The sequence below is a fragment of the Helicobacter sp. MIT 05-5294 genome, from assembly GCF_000765675.1.
Lineage (GTDB): Bacteria > Campylobacterota > Campylobacteria > Campylobacterales > Helicobacteraceae > Helicobacter_D.
On record NZ_JRPA02000009.1, the window covers coordinates 81,585 to 97,862 of the forward strand.

Consider the following 16,278-nt stretch of genomic DNA (forward strand, 5'->3'; position numbering starts at 1 on the left):
AGATATAATGCCCACCCACCCATTCCAGCCTAGTGGTTTGAATGCAGATTCTAAAACCCTCATTCTTGGCTCTTTTCCCTCTGTTGCCTCGCGGGAAATGGGATTCTATTATGCACATCCACAAAATCGTTTCTGGAAAGTGTTGGGGACATTGTTTGATGATAAGAGTATCGCACAAAATCTCGCCCCAAACCCCGCTTCACTCAAACATACGAAACAAAAGACAATCACAAGCCCTGAAAATCAAGCCTTAATAAACAACATCGCCGCCAAAACCGCATTTTTACAATCCCATTCCCTCGTGCTGTGGGATATTGTGCAAACCTGTGAGATTATCGGCTCAAGCGATAGCAGCCTCAAAAATATTGCGTTCAATGACATCTTTGTGCTGCTTAGTTCAAGCAAGATTAAGACTATTTGTCTCAATGGCACAAAAGCAAGTGCACTTTTTCAAAAATATTGCAAGAATCTCGACTTTCCGCTCACAGCCCAAACCAAAGAATATTATAAAATCCTTATCCCCCCACCCTCTTTTTCACAAAAATTCAACCGCAATATCAGCTTCTTTTCTCTGCCCTCAACCAGCCCCACAAACGCCAAAACTAACCTTCAAAAACTTCTCATTTCGTGGCAAATTCTGCTATACTTCGGCATTCGTTTAAGGGAGCAATGATGATTAGATTTTATGATAGCAAACAAAAAGAAAAGGTTGAATTTATACCGATTAATCCTAAGGAAGTGCGGATTTATGTCTGTGGTCCGACGGTTTATGATGATTCGCATTTAGGACACGCAAGAAGTGCGATTGTGTTTGATTTGTTGCGCAAACTTCTGCGTGAATGCGGTTACTCCGTGAAGTTTGCCAAAAATTTCACCGATATTGACGATAAAATCATCAACAAATCCCTACAAAGTGGCTTAAGCGTGGAATCCATCACGCGAACTTACACTCAAAAATACTTGGACGAAATGGAATCCCTAGGCGTGGAACGCGCGGATATTGAGCCAAAAGCGACGCAGAGTTTGGATAGCATTTGTGCGATGATTCAGGTTTTGTTGGATAAAGGATTCGCCTATCAAACCCCCAATGGCGATGTGTATCTTTCTGTGGATAAAGACGCTAAATATGGCGATTTAAGCGGTAGAATCCTTGAAGCAGAATCCCAAAGTAGAATCCAAAATAACGAGCAAAAGCACGATGTCAAAGATTTTGCCTTGTGGAAAAGCTACAAAGGCGTTGATGATGTGGGTTACGATTCTCCCTTTGGCAAAGGGCGTCCGGGTTGGCATATTGAATGTAGTGCGATGATTAAGGAACATTTGGCTTTTGAAGGTGAATATGCGATTGATATTCACGGAGGTGGGGCGGATTTGCTCTTCCCGCACCATGAAAACGAAGTGTGTCAAACGCGCTGTGCTGATGGGCAGACTTTGGCGAAATACTGGATACACAACGGGTTTGTAACCATTAATGGCGAAAAAATGGCGAAGTCGCTAGGAAATAGCTTTTTTATCAAAGATGCTCTGAAAAATTACGATGGAGAGATTTTGCGATTCTATCTTTTAAGCACACATTACCGAGCAGGGCTAAACTTTGCCGAAGAAGATTTGCTTAGCTCCAAGAAGCGTTTGGATAGAATCTATCGCCTAAAAAAGCGCGTGGCACAGATTCTGCAAACACAAGGTAAAACGATTCAAGAAATAGAATCCCAAAATGCAAATTCCCAAAATAATCCAAAAACTCCGAACAATGCAGAATCCCAAAATGATTTTAGGAAAGCATTTTTGGGAAGCTTAAGCGATGATTTGAATATTTCTAAAGCCCTAAGTGTGCTAGATGAATTTATCGCCCATGCCAACGAAATGCTAGATAATAAACAAAAAGATAAGATTCCGCAGATTTTAGCGAATCTCTCGCTTGTGGTAAGAGTGCTAGGCGTGGGCTCTAAAGACGCTTTTCTTTACTTCCAGCTTGGCGTGGATAAAGAAAAACGCGCAGAGATTGAAGCACAGATTCAAAAACGCGCAGAATACAAAAAAGCAAAAGACTTCCCAAATGCCGATAGAATCCGCGAAGAGTTAAGGGCGGCTGGAATTGAAATTATGGATACGCCCAATGGTTGCGAATGGGAAAAAATATGGGACATTTAGATTTTATTAGTCTCTTTGGGATTGCGCTTGTTGGGGGATTTGGGCATTGTATTGGAATGTGTGGTGGAATCGTTTTAGCGTTTAGCGGGAAATTGGTAGACCAAAACATCAGCAAAGCGCGTATGATAGGATTCCATTTGCTCTATAATCTCGGGCGCGTCAGCACTTATGTGATGCTTGGGGCTTTAGTAGGTATGCTTGGAAGTATGTTTAGCTTAAATGGCACTTTGCGCGGTGCATTGTTTGTGGGAGCTGGTGCTTTGATGATGTTTGCGGGGCTTTCGCTTTTGGGTAAGCTAAGATTCCTAACAATTCTAGAACGCTCCGTGCAAAATTCTAAGTGGTATCAGCAGGGATTCCATAATGCCTTAAGTCTCAAAAGCCCTTTAAGTCTTTATTTGCTTGGAATCCTAAATGGCTTGTTGCCCTGTGGCTTTGTGTATGCGTTTCTCTTTAGTGCCGCTGCGTCTGCGAGTATTTTTAAAGGCGCATTGGTAATGCTTGTCTTTGGGCTTAGCACAATCGTGCCTTTGCTTATATTTGGAATCGTGGCAAATACGATTCTAAATCAAACATTTTGGCGCAAGTTCGCAATGAGCCTTGCCGCACTTGCGATTGTTGTGTTTGGAATCTTGATGATAGAAAAGGGTGTGAAATTTTTAAACAATCCCCAAATGGCGCACAAAATGCACTCTATGACGCACGATTCTGCAATTCCGCCTATGCACAATCATAATTCAGAACAAAGAGATTCTGCTTCAAATCAAGGAGATTCCATGCAAATGGAATCTCATCAGAAGGATTCCGCGCATTTTTCAGATGAAGCAGAATTGCAAATGCACCCAAAGGATTTGGAGCATAAAGATTCTACACAATCCCAAATGTGCCATTAAAATGCAATAAAAAGTTGCAAAGTGTAGAATCTTAAAGGCTAAAAGAGAGGTTTGATTTGGGGTTTGTTGGATTTGGTTTGATAAAAAACAAAATATTTGCTTAAAAAGTCTATTTTTTAAGCCAAAATTGCATACTATTAGCAATGCGAGTTTCAGTTTAGAGTTTTGGAGTAATGATGAATTTGATGAAAATGATTCGCCCATTTTTTGCCACGGTGATTGCCGGTATTGAAGTGGATCACAAGCTGTGTAGTATTGCGGTGAATTTTTACCGCAGAGGGCAACTTTTGGAAACTCAAATCAAAGAATTTAAAACCAATCCGGGCGAATTGCCTATCCAAGCGGTGCGTTATATCAAAAAGATTCGCGCCAAAAATCCTTTTACTTATGTTTCAACCCTTTCTTATTCCATTACACAAGGCGTGATTAACTCAGACAAAGAAGAAGATTTCCAAAAACATGGCGTGAATTGCAACGAAATTGTTTATAAGAGATTTGATAATAATTGGTCTGTTTATGTCCCTAACGAGGGAGTTGCAGAGACTAAAAAACGCTTTTTAAAGCTGGGCGCGGATTTTGTTATTTCTCCTTTTATGATATTGTATCGTTTGGCTAAGGATACTTTTCAGGATTCTTGTAAACTTTATGTGCTTTTCCAACGCTCCAATATGACTTTGATTGTTACTAAACAAGACGCGGGTGTTTTGTTTGGCGGTTATTATGTGCTAGAGAGTGAGATTGATTTGGGATTATCTGTCGTGAAGCATTCCTTAAGTGAAGATGAGGATGATATACGCAAAACCGATATTGAATCGGATTTGCAAAACGAGCTAAGCAGTATTGAAAATGTCGTGGATTTGGAGAGTGAAAGCAGTAATGACGATGAGCTGATTAAGGTTTTAAAAAACGATGAGGGAGATGAGGGGTCGCACGAGGATGATGAAGAATCTTCAAAAGGCGATGATTTGGACGATTTTTCGCGTATTAACACCGCTGCGAAATTTATCCAATCCGCTCTTAATGAGTTTTATAGTAATGAACTCTATAACAGCGAATTTATCAATCAAATCGTGATTTTCAACCCCCACGATATTGCGCAAGAAACACTCCAACAAATCCAACAAATCACAATGCTAGAAGTGCAGATTCTATCTTGTGATATTTCCAAAGAACTAGCCAATTTGGGTTATGAATCTTATAAGTTTTTTGAATCAAAAGGGCAAGTATGAATTATAGTTTCACGCAACCCGGCAAAAAAACAATTTTAAAAAAAGTTTCGCGCATTTGGTGGGGTTATATTTTCTTGACGCTTTTTATTTTTGCAGGTTTTGTGGCAATGCTAAAAGTGCAAGGATATTTTATGCAACAAAACGAAAAAGCTGCGTTAGAAGCACAGCAGCAAATGCTCAAACAAATCAAAGAATATCAAGAAATGATGATTATAGAGGAAGAAAAAGTGCAATTTGAAGCCTATGCGGTCAATCAAAACAAAATGCTACAAGAGAGCGTGGAGAATCTTTTTGATTTGATTCCAGAGCAAATTACATTGAACAAAATTCAAATGGAACAATACCAACTCACGCTTTATGGCACAACGCCTTCAAAGCAAATTTATACTTTCTTGCTTGAAGTGCCGCTCCGCTCAATATTCAATCAAAGTCGCGCGGATTTTTATATGTTGCCAAATGGTTGGTATAATTTCGTTTCTATTAGCAAATTAAACCAAGAGGAAGTGCAATAATGAGGGCGTTTTTTGCACAAATTGATTGGATTCGTAATACTTTTTTCTTTGTTTTTTACTTTTTTATGGTGATTGGAGTTTTCCTTGCTGTGGTCAAGCCACAATTAGATATTTTCCGCAAAACCAATGCCCAATATCGCAAAGAACTTTATGTGCAAAGTCAAGTGGAATCCCAACGCGATGCAGAAATGCAAAAGCTTATCAATTATCAAAATCAAAATGCACGCACGCTTCGGGGCTTTGAACATCAAATCACACAAAGAGAGATTGAAGAAAAGCTAAGGATTATCTTTGAAAATGTTGGTGTTGTGGCAGATGGAACGCCGATTTTAGAGGGTAAATACCTTAAGCAAAGATTCGTGATTAGCGGTCGTTTGCAAAATATTCATAAGCTCAAAGAAGCTCTTAAAATGACGCAATCTATGCCCGGCATTGTGCGGTTTAATTTCCCGATTCATATTGAAAGAGAGGGTGCGGAGTTAGTTTTCTCTTTCCGATTGGACGCTTATTTTTTAAATCTCTAATTCAACGCACTAAATCAATATTTTTCGCATTTTTGAAACATTTTTTCAAAGGCGCGTTTGGCTTTAAAAATAGAATCTTTATCTTGTGTGATGAGAAATGTTTCATAATTGGTTTCAAATGCGCTTTTAGACCAATTTGCAGAGCCTAAAACAAGGGCATTTTCATCGCTGATTGCCATTTTCATATGCATTAACCCGCGAAATTTGCGATTCTCTGAAAGTTCTCCTTCAAGCAAACAAGTTTCTATGTTTTTAAGCTTTGCAAGATAGCCAATAGTGGATTTGTTGGCGTTTTGATTGCTTTTTTTATCATAAACGATTCTCACTTTAACGCCTTTTTTGGCAATATCACGAATTGCCTTGCTGATTTCGCGGTTGGTGAAGCTGTAAATCGCGACATCTAATGTTTTTTGTGTGTTAGAGATAGTGGAAATGAGCGTTTTGAAAGCTTTATCTTGTTCTTGTGGCATAAAATAAAGTGTGTCTGCATAGGAAAAACCAACCAATAAACCTGCAAAAATTCCAAGAATTGCTAAAACTTTTTTAAACATTAAAAGTTCCTTGTAAAATTAAGATACAAATTGCTAGAATTTTAGCAATTCTTTGTTTAAAAGAGCAAACAAAGCCAAAATTTGGAAGCACGGAGTATCCAATGAAACTATATCTTATCAATAAGAATCCCATTATTAGCAAACTCGTAGCATTGAGCGTGGCTAAACTTGGCATTGAGATAGAAGAATCCCACGAGATAAGTTTGAATCGGGGCGCAGAAATTGTATTGATTGATGATGAATGTTTTGAGCAAGAATTGTTTGACTCTTACAAGAGGGAAAATCCCGAAACAAAATTTGGATTATTTTATGCCAAATCCACAGAGCGTTTGGAGGGGTTTAATGAATATATCCAAAAGCCATTTTTACCAACAGACCTTGTGAAAATATTGAGCAAGATTTCTGGAATCACACCTATTGATAATTCACACGCACATAAGGCAGAGAATGAAGACGCATTAGACCTTGGAGACGAATCCTTAGAGGGCTTAGATGAAGAGCTTGATTTATCCGGGTTTGATGATTTGCAGTTAGATGATGACGAAGTAGGCGCGGGTGATGCGCAACTAGACTTTGGCGCGGAAGAGAGCGAAGAGGGCATAGAAGAAGCCGTAGATTCTGGCGATGAACAGCTAGACTTTGGCGCGGCAGAAGGGATAGAAGAAGCAGCGCAAACAGCGGGTGATGAACAGCTAGACTTTGGCGCGGAGGATTCGGAAGATTTGCAAGAAGAATCGCAAGATTTAAATGTGCTAGATAAAGGCGATGTGGAAGAGATTAAAGACTTGCTATCCGATGAAGATTCTAAAGAAGAATCCAAAGAGGAAGCACTAGATTTAGGCAAAGAATTTGATGTTGGTGACGATTCTAGTGCGGGTGATGATTTGGATTTTGGGGATTTGACAGCAGAGCTTGATAAGATTGGTGCAGAAGAAGAAAATGAGGAATCTTCAGAGGATTTGCAACTAGAGAATTTGGAAGTAGAAGATGATATTCGCGCCAATAGCGCAGATTTTGCAACAACAGAGGGAACGGAAGATTTTGATTTTGGGGATTTGGATTTGGGCGAGACAGAAAATCAAGAATCTAAAGATTCCTTAGAAATGAAAGAATCCCTAGAAGAAGAAGCGACAGAACCGAATCTAGCACAAGATTCACAACCAGCAGAATCGGATATGGATTTGGAGAGTTTGACAAATGATTTAGATTTGGGTGGTGATTTGGGCGATGTTGGTTTGGATAATTTAGCGGAGGCGCAGGATTTAGGCGATTCTGATTCTAATTTAGAATCCAATGATTTAGGAAATTTGGGCGATTTGGCAGATTTTGGAGGAGAGGCAGAATCTAGCGAGATTTCTGATGAATCTTCTAATGGGTTAGAGGATTTAAAAGATTTGGATTTAGGGGATTTATCTAGTGAGGGTAAATCAATCGGAGAGGAAGCAGTAGAGACTGCGAATGCGGATTTGGACTCTTTAGGGGATTTGGGAGATTCACAGGATTTAGGCGAAGCGCAGGAATCTGAAGAATCCGAAGACGCGCAAGAATTGGATTTAGGTGAGATTGTGGATTCTAGTGATTTAGGTGAAGAATCGCCAATCTCGGAAGTCGCTTTTGATGAGGATTTGGGAGAATCTCAAGTAGAATCTGAACTATCAGATGCGACCCAAGCGGAATCTTTGGAATCTGATTTGGATTTAGGAGAGGATTTAGGCACAGAGAGTGCAGAAGTAGAAGCTTTGGAATCCTCACAACCTAATGAGCCTAGCGAATCTACATTAGGCGGTTTGGACGATTTTGATAGTTTAAGTGCGGAGGGTATGAGTGAGGCTTTAGGAGAACCCATCGTTAAAGCCCCAAATCCTGCACCTATCGTGCCTAATGACCAAAGCAATTCGGATTCTGCACTGCCAAGCAATATTCAGGCAAATTCTTTAGAATCTTTAATTAGCGTATTGCAAGGGCTACAAGCGCAGAATCTTAAAGACTTATTAAGTGGTGCGACGATTAATATCAACATTCAATTCCCTAAGAAAGATTAGAATCTATGAAGCATAAAGGAGCGATTCTAATCCTCTCTGGTCCTAGCGGAGCGGGAAAAAGCTCATTGTATAAGATTCTAGCTAAAGAGTTTCCCAATCATTACTTTTCTATTTCTTCTACAACGCGCTCCAAACGCGAGGGCGAAGTGGAGGGAGTGCATTATCATTTCATAGACAAAGCAACTTTTGAATGCGGAATCCAAAAGGGAGAATTTTTAGAATGGGCAGAGGTGCATGGAAACTATTATGGCACTTCCAAAAAGCAAGTTTTAGAGGCATTAAATGAGGATAAACTCGTGATTTTTGATATTGATGTGCAAGGACAGGCAAACCTTAAAAAATCTTTCCCTAATCATACGACAAGTGTTTTTATCACAACTCCTAGCAAAAGCATTTTATCGCAACGCCTTAAAGGGCGCGGGAGCGATAATGCAGAGGTGATTGAAAAACGATTGGAAAATGCGCTAGATGAGGTGAAAAACCTCGCCAATTTTGATTATTTGATTCTCAATGAAAATTTAGAGGATTCCGCAAAAAAGCTTATTTGTATCGCAAAAAGCGCGTTTTGCAAAGCAAGTTTGTATGAAATACAGCCTTTTTTGCAAAATTGGGAAAAATAAATTTTCTAGCAGTTTAAGTCATAAAACGCTAAAATTACCAAATTTTTCCAAAATGCAAAAGGGATTCTATGCCAAAACGAAATGATATTCAAACGATTCTTTTGATTGGTTCAGGACCAATCGTGATTGGACAAGCGTGTGAGTTTGACTATTCTGGCACACAAGCCGCAAAAACGCTTAAAGAGTTGGGTTATAAAGTTGTTTTGATTAACTCTAATCCAGCGACGATTATGACAGACCCGGAGTTTGCCGACCGCACTTATATTGAACCCATTACAGAAGAATTGGTTGCCGATATTATCCAAAAAGAAAAAGTTGATGCAATTTTGCCTACAATGGGAGGACAAACTGCGCTCAATATCGCAATGACAATGTTTGAAAAAGGTATGCTAAAAGGTGTGCAATTCCTCGGGGCGAAGCCAGAAGCGATTAAAAAAGGCGAAGATAGACAGGCTTTCAAAGAGGCAATGTTAAAAATCGGTATGGATTTGCCGAAATCTCGCTATGCTTATACTTTAGATGAGGCGTTAGAGGCGGCAAAAGAGATTGGATTCCCTTTGATTATCCGCGCAAGTTACACTCTAGCAGGTGGGGGAAGTGGTGTTGCGTATAATATTGATGAGTTTAAGAATCTCGCCCAAAATGGTTTAGAGATTAGCCCAATAGGCGAAATTTTGATTGAAGAATCCTTGCTTGGTTGGAAAGAATTTGAAATGGAGGTGATTCGCGATAGCGCGGATAACTGCATTATTGTTTGCAGCATTGAAAATTTAGACCCAATGGGTGTGCATACGGGGGATTCCATCACGATTGCACCAGCACTCACACTCACAGATAAAGAATACCAACGAATGCGTGATGCTTCTTTCGCGATTTTGCGCGAGATTGGGGTGGATACGGGCGGAAGCAATGTGCAGTTTGCGATTAATCCAACCACAGGCAGAATGACCGTGATTGAAATGAATCCCCGCGTTTCCCGCTCTTCTGCACTTGCTTCTAAAGCAACAGGCTATCCGATTGCCAAAGTCGCTACCTTACTTGCGGTGGGCTTTACTTTAGATGAAATCAAAAACGATATTACAGGAACTCCTGCGAGTTTTGAACCTAGCATTGATTATATTGTAACTAAAATCCCTCGCTTTACTTTCGAAAAATTCCCTCAAGCGGATTCCACGCTAACAACTTCAATGAAATCTATCGGTGAAGTGATGGCGATTGGCACGACTTTCAAAGAATCTTTACAAAAAGCACTCAATAGCCTAGAGACAGGAATTTTTGGTTTCACTCCTATCAGTAGTGATTTAAGCGAGATTCAACGCGAAGTGCGTCGTCCCAATGCGGAGCGTTTGCTTTATGTCGCCGATGCGTTTCGCTGTGGAACAAGTGTAGAGGAAGTGCAAAAATGGTGCAAAATTGATTTTTACTTCCTTAATGAAATTGCGCAAATTATTGCGCTAGAGAAGCAAATCACTTTTGAAAAATTAAATGACGCAGAGTTTTTGCGATTGGTCAAAAGAAGCGGTTTTAGTGATAGAATGCTTGCCTTTTTGATTAATAAAAGCGAATCTTTAGAATTGCGCGAGGAAGATATTTATGCTTTGCGTCAAAAGGCAAATATCACGCTAGAATATAATGAAGTAGATACTTGCGCGGCGGAGTTTGCGACAAAAACGGCGTATTTGTATTCTGTGATTCCTTTTGAAAAAGCAAATGAAGAATCCCAAAATACTCCACAATCTAGCAAGAAAAAAGTGCTAATCATCGGTGGGGGACCTAATCGTATCGGGCAGGGAATAGAGTTTGATTATGCTTGTGTGCATGCAAGTTTTGCATTGCGTGATATGGGCTATACAAGCATTATGTATAATTGCAATCCAGAAACCGTCAGCACAGATTATGACACGAGCGATGTGCTGTATTTTGAGCCCATTACTTTTGAACATGTGCGAAGCGTGATTGAGCGGGAAAAACCTGATGGAATCATCGTGCATTTTGGAGGGCAAACGCCTTTGAAACTCGCTAAAAAGCTTACCAAAATCGGCGCGAAGATTATCGGGACGAGTGCGAGAACGATTGATATTGCAGAAGATAGAGAGAAGTTTGCAAAATTTGTAGAAGAAAATGGATTGATTCAGCCCCAAAATGGCACAGCTTATACCAAAGAAGAAGCGATAACAATCGCCCAAAATATCGGTTTCCCTGTGCTTGTGCGTCCAAGCTATGTTTTGGGTGGTCGTTCTATGCGGATTGTTTATAATGTGGGTGAATTGCAGAATTATATGAGTGAAGCGATAAGTGTGAGCGAGGATAGTCCGGTGCTGATTGACAAATTCCTAAATAATGCCATTGAATTAGATGTGGATATTATTTGTGATGGCAAGGAAGTCTATATCGCAGGGATTATGCAGCATATTGAAGAGGCGGGAATCCATAGTGGCGATTCTGCTTGTTCTTTGCCTACGATTAGTTTATCCAAAGAACGCATTAAAGAAGTAGAAGAAACGACAGCAAAAATCGCTAGGAATCTCGGGGTTGTTGGTTTAATGAATACGCAATACGCAATCTTTGAAAATACGCTTTATCTTATTGAAGTCAATCCTCGCGCTTCACGCACCGTTCCTTTTGTTAGCAAGGCAACAGGGATTCCACTTGCCAAAGTCGCAACCGATGTAATGATTAATGGTGACTTAAAATCCGCACTCAAACGATATGACAGATTCCAAAAAACAGAATTTAAAGAGGGGCTTTATAAGCCAAAAGATTCCAAACATATTGCGGTCAAAGAATCCGTCTTTCCATTTAACAAGCTCAATGGCGCGGTAATGGTGCTAGGTCCTGAAATGCGTTCTACAGGCGAAGTTATGGGGATTAGCGAGAGTTTTGGGCTAAGCTTTGCTAAAAGTCAGCTTGCTTGTAAAAACTCACTTCCAACGCAAGGAAAAGTCTTCATCTCATTAAGGACTTTGGATAAACCCCAAGCGATTCCTTTGGCGAAAGATTTGCTAAGCTTTGGCTTTCATCTTTGTGCAACAAAAGGCACAGCAGAGATTCTACAAAACGCAGGAATCCCGTGCGAGGAGGCATTAAAGATTAGTGAGGGGCGTCCAAATATCGGGGATATGCTTGCTAATAGAGAGATTGCTTTGGCGATTAATACAAGTGATGAGGCTTCTAGCAAAGATGATACCGATAAGATTCGCACACAAGTTTTGCGTCATAATGTGCCTTATTTTACTACGATTGAAGCGGCGCGTGTCGCAGTGTGTGCGATTGCTGAATTAAAATCTTATAGCCCTAATGTTGCTAAGGCGATTCAGGATTATTTAGCTTAATGAGAGAGGAATCGCAAAAGGAGCAATTTAGCAAGGAGTGGTGGGTAGCGCATACGCCTGTATTTTTGGCTCAAAGCGATACAACGGCGGGATTTTTGTGCGCAGATTTTACAAAACTCAATGCTATTAAAGGGCGCGCCAAGCTCCAAAATGTGCTTTTAACACTAGATTCTTTGGAGAAACTCAAAAATCTCGTGCGTCCTCCTGCAAAATACAAAAACAAAATCCGCAAAAGTACAAAAAACACCTTTATTTACAGAGGAAAACACGCATTAATGCTTGAAAATCCTTGCAATGCCAATCTTGCGATTCGTGTGGTGCGCAAAGGAAATGTTGGCAAAGAATCGCAAGAGGCTTCCCATAGTGATTTTCTGCAGTTTTTTCCTTATTTGTTTTCAAGTTCTGCAAACGCGCACAAATGTAAATTTGATTTGGATTTCGCGTGTGGCAATGCAGATATTATTGTGCTAGATAAACGCGGTTTGCAAGAATCCAATCCCTCCAAAATCTATAAAGTCTCTAATGTTAATCTCAAATGTGTAAGGTGAGTGAATGAAAGTTGCGTCTTCAATGATTGTTAGTTTTATGCTTGTTTTTTTGCTGTTTGCTGTTTTTTGGGCGACAATTTTTAGCGGATATATCCAATATTATGGTATTAGCGTTTTTTTTAATCCATTTTTTTTTAATGTTTTTAACCCCATTGCGTTTTTGCTGTTGGTTGCCATCTTTGGAATTGGGTTTGCGATTCCATTTGTGGAGAAGATTTTTAAGATTCTTTTTGTGGTTTTATTAGGCAGTGCGGTTTTGTTGTTTTTCCCAAGTTTAGGAAAAGCAGCAGGAGAGATTTTTTTGGCAAAGGATTATACTTTAAGTATTGCTGGAGAAATGCAGAGTATTCGCGGATTATATGAAGATGCGCGTTATATTGTTTATTTAAGTGAGGATTCAGAAGACTTTGAAACGCGCAAAAGGAATCTCGTTTATTATGAGAAACCTAATGCAGAATAAAAGGCGTGTCTTGATAAACAGAGAAGTTTAGCCAATTTGCAAAAAGCATACTAGCACTTGAACGCCAAATAAACATTGGATTTTGATTTTCATTATAATAATGATAGGGTGGGGCGATTTCTAGCCCTTGATTTAAATCACGCTTATATTCCAAGTCTAGCGTTTCTTTGGAATATTCAGGGTGTCCTAAGATGAAAAAGTCTTTTTCGTCCTTTAATGCCGCGATTCCGCTTAATTCACCTTCAAGTAGAATTTTTAGATTTTTGTTGTTTCTGACTTGCGATTCGTTGATTCCAGAATGCCTTGAATGTGGAATCTTAACGATTTCATCTAAGCCATTGAGCAACAAATCCTTTTCTACCCAAAAATGTTCAAAAACGCCAAAGAGTTTGGAATCCAAAGGAATCTTTTGGATATTGTGGAAATAATGCAGTCCTGCCATTGCTCCCCAACAAAGATACAACGAGCTTGTGCAATTTGTTTTTAGGAAGTCCATAATGCGCGTAAATTCTCCCCAATATTTCACTTCTTCAAAGTCTAAATGCTCTATGGGCGCACCTGTAACAATCGCACCATCAAATTTGCGATTCTTGATGTTTTCAAAATTAACATAGAATCTATCAAGATGAGATTTTGGCGTGTTTTTCCCTATGTAACTTGCCGTAGAAAGCAGAGTGATATTCACTTGCAAAGGGGAGTTTGCAAGGAGGGATAGAATCTGATTTTCTGTTTCTATTTTTGTCGGCATAAGGTTGAAAATCAAGACTTCCAAAGTGCGAATATCTTGGGATTTCGCGCGATTATATCCCATAATAAACGCATTTTGCTTCAAAAACGAAAAGGCTGGAATATCCTCTGGAATGATTAATGGCATAGGAATCCTTATTTTTCTAATGCCTGTTTTAAGTCTGCAATCAGGTCTTGCGGGGATTCCAAACCAATACTTAAACGAATCGTGCAAGGCGTGATACCTGCGGATTTTAGCTCGGATTCGTTAAGCTGTGAATGGGTTGTGGAAGCTGGGTGAATCACGAGGGATTTAGAATCGCCAATGTTTGCTACAATCGCGAAAATTTCTAGCGCATTGCAGACTTTTTTTGCTTCTTCAAAGCTAGAGACTTCAAAGCTTAGAAGTCCGCTTGATTGCGAATCTTTAAAGTATTTTTTAAGCAACGCATTGTAGGGGTTGTCGGATAGGGCGGGGTAGAAAACGCCCTTGACTTTTGGGTGATTTTGCAAGAATTTTGCTACTTCTAATGCGTTTTGGCTGTGCTTTTTGATACGCAATTCTAAGGTTTCTAAACCTTGTAGGATAATCCAAGCGTTTTGCGGAGAGATGGTCGCGCCGATGTTTCTTAGCCATTCTGTGATGAGGCGGATTCCAAAAATAGGCAAAGCCTCTGCAAGGGAAGCATACACAAGTCCGTGATAACTTTCATCTGGGGTATTAAAAGCAGGGTAGCGGGGATTTTTTACGAGCAATTCATTTAATCCTTTGCGTTCAATCACTGCCCCACCGAGTGCGCTTCCTTGCCCATTAACATATTTGCTTAAGCTATATACGCAAACATCTACGCCAAAATCAAAAGGTCTGTGCAAAAATGCAGTGGCGACGGTGTTATCACAAATCGTTACGATTCCGTGCTTTTGTGCGATTTTGACGATTTTTTCCACATCAGCAATCGCGATTTGCGGATTGGAGAGGCTCTCAAAGAAAATCACCTTAGTTTTTTCATCAATTGCGGATTCCAAAGTTCCCTCAATATCGTCAATATCAAAGACTTTGGAATGAATGCCAAATCGCTTAAGCGTGTGCACGATAAGGGTTTGTGTGCCACCATAGATTTTGTTAGAATACACAATACTATCTCCATTTTGTGCGAGATTTGCTAATGCGTAAAAAATCGCAGAAGTTCCACTAGCTGTGGCGACGCCAAAAGCACCACCCTCAACTGCGGCGAGGCGGTCGCCTAGGATTCTAAAGGTAGGATTAGTAAGTCTAGAGTAAATATTGCCAAGCTCTTGCAGACCAAATCTCGCGGCTGCTTGTTCTAAAGTCTCAAAACTATATGCTGTGTTTTGATAAATCGGTACACTTAGAGTGCGCTCCGAATCGTAAGTGTAACCTGCGTGTAAAGCGAGGGTTTCTTGTGTGTAGTTATTGTGGGCTAAATTTGCCATTTTGTTTTCCTTTTGTAAAAATTTATGAAATTATAGCATAAAATTTAAAAAATACAATATGTATTTAAAAATTTATTAAAAAATTTTATTTTTTTACAAATAAGTGTGGAATCGCCTTTTAAAAATAAGATTTTAGATTCAAGGCGTTTTAAATGAGTTTGCTTTGTTTTATTGGCGTTTTCTTTTAAGGGATTATGGGATTAGAGTGCGTTACAATTATTTACAATCCTTACAATACTTCTTTACTATGCGTTCAATTTCGGCTTGGTAGTCTTTAGATTCATACATTCTCAAACACGAAAAAAAATATACGGGCTCATTTGGTTTTGGGTTCTCTTCATTTGGTTTAACATACACAAGATGATTGTTAATATATTGCACAATGTATTCTACAAGTTCCTCGTAACTATTATATCCTGCAATCATATTTTCAAAATAGATATTTAATGATGCTTTTATGTCATTAGAAGGCTCTGTTTGATGAAAATTAGCAAGACAATATGCTAATCCATATTCGCGCATATATTGTTTCTCATTGCGCTTATCTGCCGCAAAGATAAATGAATATGGCAAGAACATTAATAATATAAATAGTATTGCGCTACTCTTTAGCATTTTACAATTCCCAAAAATAAAGCTCTTTGACAATGCAATTCGATTGTATTAAATAATTGGAATTATCCAAAAATTCTTTTTCTTCCCCATCCCATAGTGTAATATGTCCTGTGGCATTGCTCCAACCGCTAATCATCATTGCTACTACTCCATTTTTATTGAATTTTGAAAATTCATTATTATAAAAATTGATATTATCTTGTTCTGTTTGCATTATCTTAGGGTTGTAGGGTTCATCAGCATCCCCCCAAACCTCTTTTAATTGGAAAAATTGTATTAATGTTTTAACTTTTATAATATAATTGTGTCCATCATCACCCAATGCAATAGAATTATCCTCAATTCCTTGTGGTTGTTTTTCTACTTTTCTTGAAAGATATTGTTCAATAAACATTTGGCTTTCATTTAAAGCATAGCTTATCTGTAAAGCACAAGAATTTTGATAACCACTAAGCCCACTTTGATGTGCTTTCAAAAGGGCTTTTGATACCATTGCATACCTTGTTGCAATATTTTTAGAGTTTATCTCCCTATATGCCTTACTTACATTACTCCAACTTGGTCTTTTACACTTTATACTTGCACTTGCAGTGCCACAAGTAGCTCTCCATTCTGTCATT

Annotated in this window: 16 protein-coding genes; 11 read left to right on the plus strand and 5 right to left on the minus strand. The window is 39.2% G+C overall.

All coding sequences use genetic code 11. The features are described from left to right. Positions 1–7: 7 nt before the first annotated feature. From LS69_RS06130 to LS69_RS06155, 6 genes are all read left to right on the plus strand, one after another. Complete coding sequence (locus tag LS69_RS06130; RefSeq protein WP_138123198.1) at positions 8–673, plus strand: uracil-DNA glycosylase family protein; 666 nt, start codon at positions 8–10, stop codon at positions 671–673. Further along, positions 670–2,151, plus strand: a complete 1,482-nt coding sequence (gene cysS / locus LS69_RS06135) for a cysteine--tRNA ligase (RefSeq protein ID WP_138123200.1) — start codon at positions 670–672, stop codon at positions 2,149–2,151. The genes LS69_RS06130 and cysS overlap by 4 nt, the downstream gene beginning before the upstream one ends. Continuing rightward, entirely contained in the window at positions 2,139–3,044 is a 906-nt protein-coding gene (locus LS69_RS06140; protein WP_138123202.1) for a sulfite exporter TauE/SafE family protein, read from the plus strand. Before cysS ends, LS69_RS06140 begins: the two co-directional genes overlap by 13 nt. A 176-nt stretch (positions 3,045–3,220) precedes the next feature. Next, positions 3,221–4,273, plus strand: a complete 1,053-nt coding sequence (locus tag LS69_RS06145; protein ID WP_138123204.1) for a hypothetical protein — start codon at positions 3,221–3,223, stop codon at positions 4,271–4,273. Continuing rightward, positions 4,270–4,785, plus strand: a complete 516-nt coding sequence (locus LS69_RS06150) for a hypothetical protein (protein WP_138123206.1) — start codon at positions 4,270–4,272, stop codon at positions 4,783–4,785. Before LS69_RS06145 ends, LS69_RS06150 begins: the two co-directional genes overlap by 4 nt. Beyond that, positions 4,785–5,309 (plus strand): hypothetical protein, encoded by a 525-nt coding sequence (locus tag LS69_RS06155; RefSeq protein WP_138123208.1) that lies wholly within the window; start codon positions 4,785–4,787, stop codon positions 5,307–5,309. Before LS69_RS06150 ends, LS69_RS06155 begins: the two co-directional genes overlap by 1 nt. A gap of 14 nt (positions 5,310–5,323) precedes the next feature. Here LS69_RS06155 and LS69_RS06160 read toward each other — a convergent pair whose 3' ends face one another. Continuing rightward, positions 5,324–5,860: a phospholipase D-like domain-containing protein gene (locus tag LS69_RS06160; protein WP_138123210.1), complete on the minus strand. Its 537-nt coding sequence runs from the start codon at positions 5,858–5,860 to the stop codon at positions 5,324–5,326. 101 nt (positions 5,861–5,961) lie between these two features. Between LS69_RS06160 and LS69_RS10840 the strand changes: the two genes are divergently transcribed. The 5 genes from LS69_RS10840 (at position 5,962) to LS69_RS06185 (ending at position 12,862) form a co-directional block, all read left to right on the plus strand. Next, positions 5,962–7,902 (plus strand): hypothetical protein, encoded by a 1,941-nt coding sequence (locus LS69_RS10840; RefSeq protein ID WP_238699195.1) that lies wholly within the window; start codon positions 5,962–5,964, stop codon positions 7,900–7,902. Positions 7,903–7,907: 5 nt separating this feature from the next. After that, positions 7,908–8,522 (plus strand): guanylate kinase, encoded by a 615-nt coding sequence (gene gmk, locus LS69_RS06170; protein ID WP_138123212.1) that lies wholly within the window; start codon positions 7,908–7,910, stop codon positions 8,520–8,522. Between the two features lie 68 nt (positions 8,523–8,590). Continuing rightward, a complete protein-coding gene (gene carB / locus LS69_RS06175) occupies positions 8,591–11,854 on the plus strand; it encodes a carbamoyl-phosphate synthase large subunit (protein ID WP_138123214.1) in 3,264 nt (1,087 codons plus the stop codon). Beyond that, the gene (locus LS69_RS06180) at positions 11,854–12,402 is read left to right on the plus strand and encodes a hypothetical protein (protein WP_138123216.1); all 549 of its coding nucleotides are present in this window, start codon (positions 11,854–11,856) and stop codon (positions 12,400–12,402) included. Before carB ends, LS69_RS06180 begins: the two co-directional genes overlap by 1 nt. Positions 12,403–12,406: 4 nt before the next feature. After that, positions 12,407–12,862 (plus strand): hypothetical protein, encoded by a 456-nt coding sequence (locus LS69_RS06185; protein WP_138123218.1) that lies wholly within the window; start codon positions 12,407–12,409, stop codon positions 12,860–12,862. On the opposite strand, the gene metA is transcribed toward LS69_RS06185, so the two are convergent. The 4 genes from metA to LS69_RS06205 all read right to left on the minus strand — a co-directional run bounded on the left by metA (position 12,849) and on the right by LS69_RS06205 (position 16,277). After that, on the minus strand, positions 12,849–13,736 hold the full coding sequence (gene metA / locus LS69_RS06190) for a homoserine O-succinyltransferase (protein WP_138123220.1): 888 nt from the start codon (positions 13,734–13,736) through the stop codon (positions 12,849–12,851). The genes LS69_RS06185 and metA overlap by 14 nt on opposite strands. 8 nt (positions 13,737–13,744) lie before the next feature. Next, positions 13,745–15,043, minus strand: coding sequence for an aminotransferase class V-fold PLP-dependent enzyme (locus tag LS69_RS06195; protein ID WP_138123222.1), 1,299 nt, complete (start codon positions 15,041–15,043; stop codon positions 13,745–13,747). A gap of 216 nt (positions 15,044–15,259) precedes the next feature. Beyond that, complete coding sequence (locus tag LS69_RS06200; RefSeq protein ID WP_138123224.1) at positions 15,260–15,658, minus strand: hypothetical protein; 399 nt, start codon at positions 15,656–15,658, stop codon at positions 15,260–15,262. A gap of 1 nt (position 15,659) precedes the next feature. Next, positions 15,660–16,277, minus strand: a complete 618-nt coding sequence (locus LS69_RS06205; protein ID WP_238699197.1) for a T6SS effector amidase Tae4 family protein — start codon at positions 16,275–16,277, stop codon at positions 15,660–15,662. Position 16,278 lies beyond the last annotated feature (1 nt).